This window comes from Desulfosporosinus shakirovi (assembly GCF_020595055.1).
Lineage (GTDB): Bacteria > Bacillota > Desulfitobacteriia > Desulfitobacteriales > Desulfitobacteriaceae > Desulfosporosinus > Desulfosporosinus shakirovi.
Genome location: NZ_JAJDOO010000001.1, coordinates 68,723 through 81,881, shown reverse-complemented (window position 1 = coordinate 81,881; position 13,159 = coordinate 68,723). Strand labels below are relative to the sequence as shown.

The window sequence follows — 13,159 nt, the reverse complement described above, 5'->3', positions numbered from 1 at the left end:
TCGAAAGTCCCGTTCGAGTTATGGCCAGCGGTCAAGGGTTTGGTGTTGCCAAATTTTCTGACAGGAGGAGAGATTTTGAGGAAATGGTTTTATTGGGTACCGCTGATTTTTGTGATTGGCGGTGTTGTGAACGGGGTCTTGTTTTTAGGGAAAACACCCCATTTTAAAAGCTCAATTCCTTTTTTGCCCTCCGTTAAAGTTCCTGTCATTGCTTGTCCAATTGACAAGGATGAGGATGGTTTAAACGACCTGGAAGATATTGTGGCTGGTGCAAAAGCCGAGGTAGAGAGAAAACCGCAGTATCGCAGTGCCTATTATCAAAAGGGCTATCCGCCAGAAAGTGAAGGCGTATGCACGGATGTTGTATGGCGAGCATTTCGAGATGCGGGCTATGACCTGAAGGGGTTAGTGGATCAAGATATTCGGGCCAATATTGGTAAGTATTCTCGCATACAGGGTAAGCCAGATCCGAATATTGATTTTCGAAGAGTACCTAATCTCATAGTCTTTTTTCAGAGAAATGCCCAGGAATTAACTCTCGAGGTTAAGCCAGAGGATGTAGAGAATCTAACGCTTTGGCAGGCAGGGGACATTGTGACCTACGGTCCGCCCCATGAGCATATTGTCATAGTATCTGATAAACGCAGACCTGACGGCGTGCCATATATTCTTCATAACGCGGGACCTATACCTTGTGAATCCGATCAATTACAGAGCTGGCCTTCTCAGATGACAGGGCATTTTCGCTTTCCGAAGTTCTAGACTTGACAGCAACGAAAATCTGGGTGGTGTGGGAACCCTGACGGGGTTCAACAACGCTCGCATAACAAGCGTTCACGTAAGGTGAATCAAATACTTTCGAATTGGCCGTTCGGTGAACTCCGAAGAATGCTCGAGTATAAAGCGAAACGACATGGGGTCATCCTTGAGAGAATCAATCAGGCCTATACTACGGGAACCTGCCCAGTCTGTGGGACGTTCACCAAACAACATTCAAGAAACTATGGTTTACCCAGCGTGTAAAGCAACCGGTCATCGAGAATATAAAACGAGCAGAGAGCAAATTGAAGAACACGAAATAATTGAGAATAGAGATGAATCTACATAATTAAAATCCGTACAAAAGAAGTTAAGGAGGGAAGAATAGTTGTCCGAGAATCACGAGTATTCAGTATCCTTCCCAGAAAAGAATCGCCAAAATTTGCGAGCTGACTGCGAAACCTGTTTCGGTTTATGCTGTGTGGCTTTGTACTTTTCTGCTTCGGAAGGCTTCCCAAACAACAAAGAGGCAGGTCAAGCTTGCCTTAACCTGCAATCGGGCTTTCGTTGCAACATTTACAGAAATCTCAGAGAACTAGGCCTTAAAGGGTGCACTGCATTTGACTGCTTTGGAGCTGGTCAAAAGGTTTCCCAAGTCAGTTTTGGTGGACACGACTGGCGGAAAGTCCCGGAATCTGCGAATCAAATGTTCAAGGTGTTCTTAATCATGCGGCAACTCCATGAGTTACTTTGGTATCTGACTGAAACGCTAACACTACAACCAGCTCGTCCTATTCAGGGCGCGCTCAGTTCAATGCTCGCTAAGACGGAACTCCTCACTCACCTCAGTCCGGATCCTCTCGAAGAACTGGACGTGTCAGCACATCGAGCTGAAGTTAATACTCTGCTTTTAAAGACCAGTGAACTTGTGCGAACCGAAGCTCGTCGTGGGCTGAAGGTTCATTCGCAACGGCGGAAGACCTTCGGTCGAGGAGCTTGTCTTATTGCTGCTGACCTAAGAAAAGTGGACCTTAGAGGAGCCAACTTGAGAGGAGCCTGCCTTATTACGGCTAACCTTAGTGGAACAGACTTGAGTGGAACTGATTTAATCGGGGCTGATTTCCGAGATGCTGATCTCAGAGGAGCTGACTTCACCAAGAGTATCTTTCTCACGCAAGCTCAACTCAACGTAGCGAAGGGTGATACTGGCACAAAGATACCCTTGTCACTCGATCGCCCAGAGCACTGGGAACATCCATATTTATGAAGCGTTCATAATAAATTCACCCAAGCAAGGATTTTTCACTAATCTGTGTTATGCATAATAGGCCATGAGCATTCTATATCACTATTTAATGGTTGATAACATAAAAGGCAGATAAGAGTCAGTATAAGGAAATTAAAGAGATACAACGAGCAGAAATCAGCACTGATTTCTGCTCGTTGTATCTCTTTATGATCTAAATCTAAACCTCTTCACTGTCCAGTAACCGCTCCAAGATCTCTTGTTTTGGTGTGAGGTATAAAGTCCAGTTCTGGTCGTAAACTACCATTCCGGGTTTGGCAGAGTTAGGCTTCTTAAGCTGTTTGACATGAGTATAATCGACAGCGACTTGAGATGAACCGCGCGCTTGGCTGTAATAGATTGCTAGGGCGGCTGCCTCTTCGAGGGTAGCATCGTCTGGGAACTCTTCGCCTTCCTCGAGGGGAATCAGAACGTGTGAACCGGGGATCACTTTGGTGTGTAGCCAAAGATCGTTTGGTTTTCCTTTGCGTAACGATAACCAATCATTTTGAGCGTTGTTTTTTCCGACAAAAATGACACGGTCTTGACTGGAACGATAAACTCGGGGCTGAGGAGATTCCTTGGGGGATTTTGCTTTGGCCTTAGCATTCAATTTTGTGCGGCCTTTTTTAGCGGGGATTTCCTTTTTTAGATGTTTGCCAGCAACATACCCTTGTCCCGCAAGTTCGACATGAATTTCATCAAGCTCTTTAAGAGAAGAAGCTTGATCTAGATTGTACCGCAAGGTCTCGAGGTAGTTAATCTCCTCGAGCGTGTTTTCTTTGAGCTCTTTTGTTTTAAGCAAAGTCGCTTTAGCTTTGTTATAGAGTTTGTAATAGCGTTGAGCGTTGTCAATAGCACTTGTATGAGGATTAAGAGGAATGACTGCGGAAGGTGCTGAGGGATCATAGTAGTCCTCTAGGATGGCCTCGGACGCTCCGGACGGAATTCGGTAGAGGTTTGCGGTAAGGAGTTCGCCCCATCTTTGATACATTAAACCGTTTTGCGCATTGGCTTCTGCTTCATTGTATATTTTAAGCTTCTTGCGGGTGTGGGTGTACTGTTCCTGGACAATCTTTTGCAAAGAACCTCTTTTAGATTCAAGGGAGTTATTGCCGGATTTAGATTGATAAAAGCTCTGGATAGCATCATTCAAAGATGGAAACCGTTCGATTCTTAACTCCTGGTATTGCTGGAAAGGGACAAAACTAAAAGCGACAAGTTGGGGTCGAGGTGCCGAGTTGTAATACAAGCAAGGCTGGGTCTCGGGAAAACCCTCGGGATTGGATAGCCTTCGATAAGCTTGGAAAAGCCTTGAAAGATCAATATCCCCGCACTGCTGGAGAAGGGTTTCAGTGTTCAAACCGGCTTGAATGACGATTTCCCGTGCCAATTCCGGGCTGATCCCTGCAAAACGAGCGAGGAGTATGCTGGTTATGGGGCGATCTATCGCTTCCCCGTAAAGGGTTTGTCGCCAAAGCTCTTCATCTTCTAGCGGAGGTTGTTTGCCTTGAGCGGGAGGAGTCAGATATGGTCGACCGGGCAATACCTCTCGATAGTGGCTGAGGGCGTGTGAATACCTTTTTAGACCATCGAGAATGGTATTTGTCGATGGGTCAACCAAGATAAGATTGCTGTGTTTTCCCATAATTTCTAAGTGAAGATGCAATGAGACTAAATCCCCTCGGTCGTTGTAATTTTGGAACTCAAAGGTGACGACACGTTCTAGCTCACTTTGTTGGAGACTGACGAGTTTACCGCCTTCGAGGTGCTTGCGCAAAATCATGCAAAACATAGGCGGGGAGGTTGGATTTTTTTTGTTTTCCTGTGTGAGATGGAAGCGGGGGGATGTGGCACTTGCACTAAGCAGGAGTCGCCTGGATCCCTGCTGTCGTAATTGGAAATGGACTTCTTCCTTTTCTGGTTGAAAAATTTTATCAATACGTGCTCCGATCAGCAGTGGAGCAAGCTCTTTAACTAAATAGGCGAGGGTTACACCATCTAACGCCATCCTGATTACATCCTTTCAACATTGAGTCACTTTTTAGTATACCACACTTGTTTTGCTGAGGCATTTTTCCATACTTTTAGGAATAAGCATGTACTATAAAAGGGACAAAGCCTCTTATCTGTTGACTAATCCTTAAATTGAGGTTCAAAGTTCAAGCTATGAGGTGCCATAGGAATATCAATGAGGAAATATAGTCATTGATGAGCTCTGCAATGCTGAGGCTTCTGATGAAGTTTTATACTCCTGAAGAAGAAGGTTTCCTTTATAACGGTCTATTAAGCAAAAGGAGGAAAAAGGGCATGCGGCAACAGGCGTGGCATGTGTTGCCTTGGCTTGACGTGGCCAAGGCGTTGGAGGTACATCCGACAAAGGGGTTAAATGTTAAAGAGGTTCGGCGTCGGTTACAGGAGTTTGGAAATAATGTCCTGGCGGTAAAAAAGGGGACTCACCCGGTATTTTTGTTTCTCGGACAGTTTAAAGACTTTATGGTGTTAGTCTTACTAGCGGCCACAGTAGTCTCTGGACTTTTAGGCGAGATCGCGGATGCTGTCACGATCTTAGCAATTCTCATAATTAATGCAGTTTTAGGTTTCGTTCAGGAGTTTCGTGCGGAACGTTCCATGGAATCCCTCCGTTCCCTTACTGCTCCTGAAGCGCGAGTGTTACGGGAAGGCATGGAACAAAGGATTCCGGCTTCAGATGTTGTGCCGGGAGACATTGTGCTTCTGGATACGGGAGATCGCATTCCTGCAGATGTTCGTTGGATTCAGGCAGTCAATATGCAAGTGGAAGAGTCTGCTTTGACTGGAGAATCTCATCCTGTGACTAAAAGTATTTCCCCTCTTCAGGATGAATTCACACCCATGGCAGATCGGCAAAATATGGGGTATATGGGGACAGCAATCGTCAATGGCCGAGGAGCTGGCGTTGTTGTGGCAACGGGAATGGATACGGAGATGGGCGTCATCGCCGGAATGATCCAGAGTGTGGAAGACGAAGAAACTCCTTTGCAAAAACGTTTGGCAGAGCTGGGCAAATGGTTGGTGCTGATCAGTTTTCTGGTCTGTGCTGCTGTAGTGGTCACCGGGATTTTAAGAGGTGAAGATTTCTATAAGATGTTTTTCACTGGCGTGTCTTTAGCTGTGGCTGCTATTCCAGAGGGCTTGCCAGCTATTGTCACAGTCGCTTTGGCTGTTGGGGTACAACGCATGGTTAAACGGCAAGCAATCATACGGAAACTTCCCGCAGTGGAAACCTTAGGTTGTGCGACGGTAATCTGTTCCGATAAGACGGGAACATTAACTCAGAATGAAATGACCGTACGCCAAATCTATTCGGATGGACGAAGGATTTCGGTTTCTGGAGAAGGGTACGACCCCAAAGGGGAGTTCCAGGGCGCGGATCCAGAAAAAGAACGTGATCCGCTTAATGCAGCGTTAAAGATTGCAGCACTTTGCAATAATTCAACCTTGACCAAGAAAGGGGTTCAAGTTGCCGGACTCTTTCGGTCTAAAGGTAAGGATGCTCCTTGGGGTATTGAAGGAGATCCGACAGAGGGAGCAATTTTGGTTGCTGCGGCTAAGGCGGGGATATGGCGTGAAGTTCTGGAACGAAAGCAAAAGCGAATTGGCGAGTTGCCCTTTGATTCAGACAGAAAACGTATGAGTGTTGTATATGAGACGAAACAAGGGCGCAAGGCTTATGTCAAAGGGGCCCCAGACATGGTGTTGCGACTTTGCCAGCAAGAGATGACCCGACAAGGAGTTGCAGAACTGTCTAATGAACGTAAGAAAAGTATCATGCGGGCCAATGATGAAATGGCTAGGCATGCTCTCCGAGTCTTGGCTGTTGCCGAAAAACCGTTGGCAGATTCGGAACCGCTCGATGAGAATGTAGAACAAGGATTGACGTTTGTCGGACTGCTGGGAATGATTGATCCACCGCGAGCCAGTGCAGTGAAAGCAATTAGAGTTTGTCGGCAGGCCGGAATTAAACCGGTCATGATCACGGGGGATCATCGTTTAACCGCAGAAGCTGTCGCTCATGAATTAGGGATTTTGCGTGGAGCTGGCGGCGGGGTTATATCAGGAATGGAACTTGAGCGAACGTCTGATCAAGAATTAAGCGAGCGGATCATGGACATTTCAGTGTTTGCTCGAGTGACACCGAAGGATAAGCTTAGAATTGTACGTGCCTATAAAAAGCGAGGTCAAGTAGTCGCTATGACAGGGGACGGAGTTAATGATGCGCCTGCGGTTAAAGAAGCCGATATTGGGGTTGCCATGGGCAAAACAGGGACGGATGTAACCAAGGCAGCTTCATCAATGGTCTTGGGAGATGATAACTTCGCAACGATCGTGGCTGCCGTGGAAGAGGGCCGGGGAATTTACGACAATATTCGGAAGTTTATTCGTTACTTACTTTCTTGTAACCTTGGAGAAGTGTTGACAATGTTTTTGGCAACACTTGTGGGCTTACCCCTTCCGCTGCTTCCTATTCAGATCTTATGGGTTAATCTAGTCACAGATGGATTGCCTGCTATGGCGTTAGGGGTGGATGGTGCTGAGCGTGGCATCATGAATCGTCCGCCGAGGAAACCGGGTGAGAGTATATTTGCACGGGGATTAGCTTCAAAAATTGCTGTAAGAGGAACATTTATCGGACTTGGTACGCTCTTTGTCTTTGTAGCTGCGCTCTTTATGGGGGTCAATATGTTAGGTGCCCGAACAATGGCCTTTTCAACTCTGGTGTTTTCCCAATTGTTTCATGTCTTTGATTGCCGATCTGAAGAACGGGGTATATTTGAAGTGGGAATCTTCACAAATCTCTATCTTGTGGGATCAGTGCTTGTCTCAACTGTCATGCAACTTTGTGTGATATATGTGACCCCGCTGCAAGCGATCTTTAAGACTGCACCCTTAGTGGGGTGGCAATGGGTCCTTATTTTGTGTGTAGCAGGTGGACCGTCCGTTTTGATCGGCTTTGTACGGCTTTTGAAAAACAGTTGGCAAGGAAAGACGGTCATAGCTAAGGGATAATTTCTTGGTTCAATTGGTTGACCCACTTCAGCTTGCGTAGTATTCTTTTAGGGAGGATATTACATAGATATAAAAACATACTTTAGATGGAGTTTTTACTCCATCTAAAGTTTTGCCTGGATCTATATTGAACGGATAACGTTTGATTCGATATGGTTCGAACAACAATTATGGAATATCGAACATCGATTTAGGGGGCGAAGGTATGGAATTCATAAAAATGCACGGTTTGGGGAATGATTTCGTTTTTTTGGATCATTTCGCTGTTTCAAATGTAGAGGAGGATTATCCTGAATTGGCAAAGAAGCTCTGCCACCGTCAATTTGGAATAGGAGGGGACGGATTAGTCGTTGTATTACCTTCGAAAGTTGCCGATGCCCGGATGCGTATATTTAATCAGGATGGCTCGGAGCCTGAAATGTGCGGTAATGGCATACGTTGTTTTGCACGATATGTATATGATCAAGGGATTGTAAGTACTAACCCAATGCTGGTGGAAACTGGAGCGGGTATCTTAAAGCTTAATCTATATTTTAATGAGGGCCAAGTACAAGGCGTACAGGTCGATATGGGTGAGCCCATTTTGCGGGCTGATCTCATTCCAGTGCTAGGAGAAGGAGAGCCGGTAGTGGGGCAGTCAATTGAAGTGTTAGGCCAAACTTATCTATATACTGCCCTTTCTATGGGGAATCCTCACTGTGTTATCTTTGTAGAGGATTATTCTACCCTGGACTTTGAATATGTTGGTCCGACGATTGAAAAACATCCACTCTTTCCACGTAAAACCAATGTCGAGTTTATTCAAGTCAATTCTTCTCGGGAGCTGACCATGAAAGTTTGGGAGCGGGGGGCCGGACCAACTCTGGCCTGTGGGACAGGTGCCTGCGCTGCTGCAGTTGCCGCTGTGCTTAACAATAAGACCGAGCGTGCTGTGACCGTCCATCTGCCTGGTGGAGACCTGCTTATTGAGTGGGGAACAGATAACCATGTCTACATGACGGGTCCTGGAACTTATGTATTTAAGGGTGAATGGTTATAGTTTGCGGATCAGCAGGAGCAACTATAACCTGGTTAAAATCTAAGTAAATGAGGCTGTTAACAAACTACTTTTTTTGTTTGTTACAGTCTCGTTTTTGTTCAATCGTAAAACTTCCACTTCAAGTGGAAGTTGGCTCCCGTACTCTGCTTCGGTGGTGGGAGAGTTCTCCGCCGAAGACTCGATGTTCAGCTTAGCGGGACGAGTCACTTACTAATCTGACTGTCATAGGTTATAAATTTTGTTTTAGTTTTCTAAAGTTAAGCAACTTGGAATAATTTCGCTCAGATTAATAATTGGTTGCTGGGGCAGAAAATGACTCGTAACGGATATATGTAAAATATGGTATAATAATATAATCAATTAAATTAATTAGGAGGTGACTAACCCAGTAGAACGATAATTAAACTGGGTTTCATATGGCGAATAGTATGACTGGATTTGGACGTGGAGAGGCTAGTGGAAGCGGTTATCAAATTTCTATTGAGCTTAAATCCGTGAATCATCGGTTCTTGGAAGTTATGGTTAGAATGCCGAGAAATTTCAGCAGTTTTGAGGAAAGAATTCGTAAAACGTTACAAGAAAAATTCCAACGAGGTCGGATTGAAGTACATGTTAATGTGGTGGAAACAGAAGAACGAAAGAGATTGGTGAAGGTTGACAATGATTTAGCGCTGTCGTATGATAAGACATTGAAAGATCTCGCTTTAGCTCTACATACAACGTATGAAACCGATATTTATCGTTTAGTCAACTTTCCGGAGGTTCTTTCGGTTGTGGAACCTGAAATTGATCTTGATGCTTTATGGGGGACGTGTGCTGAGGCGCTTTTAAAAGCAACCGATGGATTTGGGCAAATGCGTCGTTCTGAAGGAGAAAAATTAACGACTGATCTACTGCAAAGGATTGATTTTCTTACCGAGTATTTGCACACTATTTCCGAGCGAGCACCATATGTTGTAACAGACCATCAAGAACGCTTACAGGAACGCCTTCAGACCCTTCTAGGCGAGGTTGAATTGGATGGGGTTCGATTGGCGAATGAAGTAGTGTACTTTGCGGATCGCGCATCAATCACAGAAGAGTTAGTTCGATTTGACAGCCATCTGGCTCAAAGCCGAGAGGCCTTGCGTAGCAACGAGTCCGTGGGGCGGAAACTGGATTTTTTAGTTCAGGAAATGAACCGGGAGATCAATACCATAGGTTCAAAGGCTAATGACTTAAAGATTGGACAACAGGTGATAAGAGTCAAAAGTGAACTGGAAAAAGTGCGCGAGCAAATTCAAAATTTAGAGTAATGGAGGATTCAGCTTGGACATAAAGCTAATTAACATTGGGTTTGGCAATATTGTATCTGCCAATCGCATTATCTCGATTGTCAGTCCGGAATCCGCCCCGATCAAACGTATTATTCAAGAAGCGCGTGATGCGGGCATGCTCATTGATGCTACTTATGGTCGGCGAACACGTGCCGTGATTATCTGCGACAGCCATCATGTTATTCTGTCTGCAGTTCAGCCTGAAACAGTGGCTCATCGTCTTTCAGCTAAAGAGTCAAACAGCCACGTAGAAGACCCGGCAGATTAGAGGTGGAGCGTGTGGAACAAAGTCATGGATTATTAATAATCCTTTCAGGTCCTTCTGGGGCAGGAAAGGGGACACTTTGCCAAGAGTTGCTTCGTCAGTTGCCTGATTTAAAATATTCCGTCTCGATGACGACCAGGTCCTCTCGCCCCGGTGAAGTGGATGGAATTCATTACTTTTTTCGCGAGAAGATAGAATTTGAGGCCCTGATTAATGGGGATGAGCTCTTGGAATGGGCACAGTTTTGTGATAACTATTATGGTACGCCGCGCTTTGCTGTTGAACAAGCGATTCAAGCGGGGCAAGATGTTATTCTAGAGATCGAAATTCAAGGGGCATTGCAAGTCAAAAAGCGGTTTCCTCAAGGGGTTTTCACCTTTATTGTACCGCCGTCTATGGATGTTCTCTCTGAGAGAATTCACAAACGGGGAACAGAGAGTGAGGAAGTCATTCAGAAACGGCTAGCCACTGCAATTGAGGAATTGGAATATGTAAGTGAATATGATTATGTGGTCATTAATGATGAAGTTCCTGCTGCTGTCGATAAACTTAAGAGTATTCTCGTAGCAGAAAAATGTCGAGTTAAAAGAAAACCGTTTGTTTTTAAGGGGGAAGCGATATGAAACAACCTTCACTGGATATTCTAATGAGTAAGGTGGACAGCAAGTACACCTTGGTCAAAGTGGTTGCCAAGCGGGCACGCACGATAATGGAAGAAGCAAAACACGAAGATTTAGCCAAGGGGGTAAAACCTGTAAGCATTTCACTTGAGGAGATTTCTCATTCAGATCTCAATTATGAATGTACTCCTGAAGAGAGTGTGTAATGTTTGCAGGAAAAAAGATCCTCGTAGGAGTCACCGGCGGGATCGCAGCCTACAAGGCAGCTGAAGTTATCAGTCGTTTGCGTAAGTTGAACATTGAAGTACATGTCGCCATGACGAAGTCTGCTGCTGAATTTATTGCCCCTCTTACCCTGCGGAGTCTCTCCGCAAATCCAGTATATGTGGATCTGTTTGACGAGCCTAAATTGTGGAATGTTGAGCATATCGCTTTGGCAGAGCATGTCGATGCAGTCATCGTTGCTCCTGCCACAGCCAATATATTAGCCAAGATGGCAACAGGGATAGCAGATGATTTTCTTTCGACGGTTCTTTTAGCGACTCGCGCCCCGATTTACGTAGCACCGGCCATGAACCATGCTATGTATCATCATTCAGCTACACAAGAAAATCTGACCCGGCTCGAAGAACGCGGGATAAAGATTATTGGCCCTGGAACAGGGTTTCAAGCGTGTGGCACAGAAGGAGATGGACGGATGAGTGAAGCGGTAGAAATCGTAGAAACGATAACTCAGTTGTTCTTTAAGTCGGAATGCTTAAAGGGGAAGAGGGCTCTCGTGACAGCCGGCGGTACTCAAGAACCGCTTGATCCGGTTCGCTATCTTGGGAACCGGAGTTCGGGACGAATGGGATATGCTATCGCTCAGGCGTTACAGGAAGCTGGTGCAGAGACCATTCTAGTCAGTGCACCTACAGATTTGCCTGCCCCGCATGGAGTTTCACGCGTCTCAGTACAGACGGCTCTTGAAATGTATGATGCAGTCCTTGCCAAATTCCCCAACATGGATGTTATTGTTAAGGCAGCGGCGGTTGCAGATTATCGCCCAGCAAGTCAAGCGGAGCAAAAAATTAAAAAGGATGGGACAAATCGTACGATTGAGTTAGTCCCCAATCCAGATATATTAGCCGAACTTGGGCGAAGGAAAACGTCCCAAGTTCTGATTGGGTTTGCAGCTGAGACTGAGAATCTCTTAGCTAACGCCCAAGAAAAAATGCACAGGAAGAATGTCAACCTCCTGGTAGCTAATGATGTCACCAAGCCGGGTGCCGGCTTTGGCAGTCCAACGAACATTGTCAGTTTTCTCTTTCCCGATGGAAGAAGAATAGATTTCCCTAAAATGAGCAAACTGGAGGTTGCACGGAATCTCGTGGGTGAGATTGCCAACCTCCTCGGTGACTGCAACAAAGGAGTGGAGTAATTGGTTAAAAAATTATTTACATCTGAATCTGTGACAGAGGGACATCCCGATAAAATCTGTGATCAGATTTCCGATGCTATCTTGGATGCAATTTATGCGTTAGATCCTAATGCGCGAGTAGCTTGTGAAACGACTGTAACGACAGGATTAGTTCTTGTCAGTGGCGAGATCACGACTTCGTGCTATGTGGATATTCCACATGTAGTGCGAGAGACAGTGCGAGAAGTGGGTTATACTCGGGCCAAATATGGCTTTGATGCAGATACTTGCGCAGTTTTAACTTCGATCGGAGAACAATCTGCGGATATCGCTTTAGGTGTGGATCGGGCCTTGGAAGCAAAAACTGGGGAAATGACTGAAAGTGATATTGAGTCAATAGGAGCCGGTGATCAGGGTATGATGTTCGGCTTTGCGACAAACGAAACTGAAAGCTATATGCCCCTTCCTATTGATTTAGCTCACCGTTTAGCACGGAGATTGAGTGAAATGAGAAAATCAAATCATTTGAACTACCTGCGCCCAGACGGTAAAACTCAGGTTACTGTAGAATATGAGGATAACAAACCGATTCGAGTGGACACTATCGTCATCTCCACGCAGCATCACCCGGATGTGATAAATGAGCAAATTCGCAGAGATTTACTGCAATATGTGGTGTACCCCACTGTTCCTAAAGAGCTCTTAGATGAAGAGACTAAGTATTTTATCAACCCAACGGGACGTTTCGTTATTGGCGGTCCACAAGGGGATTGCGGGCTAACCGGCCGAAAAATTATTGTTGACACATATGGCGGGATGGCTCGTCATGGCGGCGGTGCCTTCTCAGGTAAAGACCCCACAAAAGTAGACCGTTCTGCGGCTTACGCAGCTCGTTATGTGGCAAAGAATGTTGTTGCAGCAGGGTTGGCAGACCGTTGCGAACTTCAAATTGCTTATGCCATAGGTGTAGCGCGGCCAGTATCTGTCTCAATTGAGACGTTTGGCACCGGAAAGCTTCCCGACGAAAAAATCGTTGAATTTATTTGGCAGACATTTGATCTGCGTCCAGCGGGTATTATCAAAGCGTTGGATCTGCGTCGCCCGATTTATCGCCAGACGGCAGCTTATGGGCATTTTGGAAGAACGGATCTCGATCTCCCCTGGGAAAGAACAGATAAGGTCGAAGCCTTGAGAAAGCTTGCTGGGTTGTAATTAACTTTTAGAGGCTGTAAGTTAACAATAGTTGCGTTGGAGATGCAAACAAGTAAATAAATTAAAAGAAGGCAGGTGAAGAATAATCACCTGCCTTCTTTAGTGCTAATTTTTAGAAAGATTATCTTTAATATTATATTTTCACGAAGTCTCTTCTCGCCATCCTTAACTGCGGGGACACTGGCCATTCATACCATCCCATAAGCCATGTCGCC

Annotated in this window: 11 protein-coding genes and 1 pseudogene; 11 read left to right on the top strand and 1 reads right to left on the bottom strand. The window is 45.5% G+C overall.

Features of this window, described 5'->3' with window-relative positions; translation table 11 throughout:
* The first annotated feature begins 75 nt into the window (after nucleotides 1-75).
* The 3 genes and pseudogenes from LJE72_RS00430 to LJE72_RS00425 all read left to right on the top strand — a co-directional run bounded on the left by LJE72_RS00430 (nucleotide 76) and on the right by LJE72_RS00425 (nucleotide 2,026).
* Entirely contained in the window at nucleotides 76-762 is a 687-nt protein-coding gene (locus tag LJE72_RS00430; RefSeq protein WP_229245322.1) for a DUF1287 domain-containing protein, read from the top strand.
* Nucleotides 763-825: 63 nt separating this feature from the next.
* A pseudogene (locus LJE72_RS26640) lies at nucleotides 826-1,023 on the top strand (zinc ribbon domain-containing protein); the annotation flags it as partial.
* 124 nt (nucleotides 1,024-1,147) lie between these two features.
* Nucleotides 1,148-2,026: a pentapeptide repeat-containing protein gene (locus LJE72_RS00425; protein WP_229245321.1), complete on the top strand. Its 879-nt coding sequence runs from the start codon at nucleotides 1,148-1,150 to the stop codon at nucleotides 2,024-2,026.
* Between the two features lie 199 nt (nucleotides 2,027-2,225).
* Here LJE72_RS00425 and LJE72_RS00420 read toward each other — a convergent pair whose 3' ends face one another.
* Nucleotides 2,226-4,055, bottom strand: a complete 1,830-nt coding sequence (locus LJE72_RS00420) for an Rqc2 family fibronectin-binding protein (protein ID WP_229245320.1) — start codon at nucleotides 4,053-4,055, stop codon at nucleotides 2,226-2,228.
* A gap of 299 nt (nucleotides 4,056-4,354) precedes the next feature.
* On the opposite strand from LJE72_RS00420, the gene LJE72_RS00415 reads away from it, so the two are divergent.
* The 8 genes from LJE72_RS00415 (at nucleotide 4,355) to metK (ending at nucleotide 12,944) form a co-directional block, all read left to right on the top strand.
* Nucleotides 4,355-7,093 (top strand): calcium-transporting P-type ATPase, PMR1-type, encoded by a 2,739-nt coding sequence (locus LJE72_RS00415; RefSeq protein ID WP_229245319.1) that lies wholly within the window; start codon nucleotides 4,355-4,357, stop codon nucleotides 7,091-7,093.
* Nucleotides 7,094-7,298: 205 nt separating this feature from the next.
* Nucleotides 7,299-8,132, top strand: coding sequence for a diaminopimelate epimerase (gene dapF, locus LJE72_RS00410; protein ID WP_229245318.1), 834 nt, complete (start codon nucleotides 7,299-7,301; stop codon nucleotides 8,130-8,132).
* Nucleotides 8,133-8,548: 416 nt separating this feature from the next.
* On the top strand, nucleotides 8,549-9,427 hold the full coding sequence (locus LJE72_RS00405) for a YicC/YloC family endoribonuclease (protein ID WP_229245317.1): 879 nt from the start codon (nucleotides 8,549-8,551) through the stop codon (nucleotides 9,425-9,427).
* A gap of 13 nt (nucleotides 9,428-9,440) precedes the next feature.
* Nucleotides 9,441-9,716, top strand: coding sequence for an extracellular matrix/biofilm regulator RemA (remA, locus tag LJE72_RS00400; RefSeq protein ID WP_229245316.1), 276 nt, complete (start codon nucleotides 9,441-9,443; stop codon nucleotides 9,714-9,716).
* A gap of 11 nt (nucleotides 9,717-9,727) precedes the next feature.
* Nucleotides 9,728-10,336: a guanylate kinase gene (gene gmk, locus LJE72_RS00395; protein WP_229245315.1), complete on the top strand. Its 609-nt coding sequence runs from the start codon at nucleotides 9,728-9,730 to the stop codon at nucleotides 10,334-10,336.
* Complete coding sequence (gene rpoZ / locus LJE72_RS00390; RefSeq protein ID WP_073028289.1) at nucleotides 10,333-10,539, top strand: DNA-directed RNA polymerase subunit omega; 207 nt, start codon at nucleotides 10,333-10,335, stop codon at nucleotides 10,537-10,539. The genes gmk and rpoZ overlap by 4 nt, the downstream gene beginning before the upstream one ends.
* A complete protein-coding gene (gene coaBC, locus LJE72_RS00385) occupies nucleotides 10,539-11,753 on the top strand; it encodes a bifunctional phosphopantothenoylcysteine decarboxylase/phosphopantothenate--cysteine ligase CoaBC (RefSeq protein ID WP_229245314.1) in 1,215 nt (404 codons plus the stop codon). Before rpoZ ends, coaBC begins: the two co-directional genes overlap by 1 nt.
* Nucleotides 11,754-12,944 carry a methionine adenosyltransferase gene (gene metK / locus LJE72_RS00380; RefSeq protein WP_229245313.1) on the top strand — a complete coding sequence of 397 codons (1,191 nt, stop codon included), beginning with the start codon at nucleotides 11,754-11,756 and terminating at the stop codon, nucleotides 12,942-12,944.
* Nucleotides 12,945-13,159: the final 215 nt, after the last annotated feature.

Excerpts from the sequence above, each read along its gene's own strand:
- LJE72_RS00420 (WP_229245320.1), bottom strand. The coding sequence starts at position 4,055 with ATGGCGTTAGATGGTGTAACCCTCGCCTATTTAGTTAAAGAGCTTGCT.
- LJE72_RS00415 (WP_229245319.1), top strand. The coding sequence starts at position 4,355 with ATGCGGCAACAGGCGTGGCATGTGTTGCCTTGGCTTGACGTGGCCAAG.
- dapF (WP_229245318.1), top strand. The coding sequence starts at position 7,299 with ATGGAATTCATAAAAATGCACGGTTTGGGGAATGATTTCGTTTTTTTG.
- LJE72_RS00405 (WP_229245317.1), top strand. The coding sequence starts at position 8,549 with ATGGCGAATAGTATGACTGGATTTGGACGTGGAGAGGCTAGTGGAAGC.
- rpoZ (WP_073028289.1), top strand. The coding sequence starts at position 10,333 with ATGAAACAACCTTCACTGGATATTCTAATGAGTAAGGTGGACAGCAAG.
- coaBC (WP_229245314.1), top strand. The coding sequence starts at position 10,539 with ATGTTTGCAGGAAAAAAGATCCTCGTAGGAGTCACCGGCGGGATCGCA.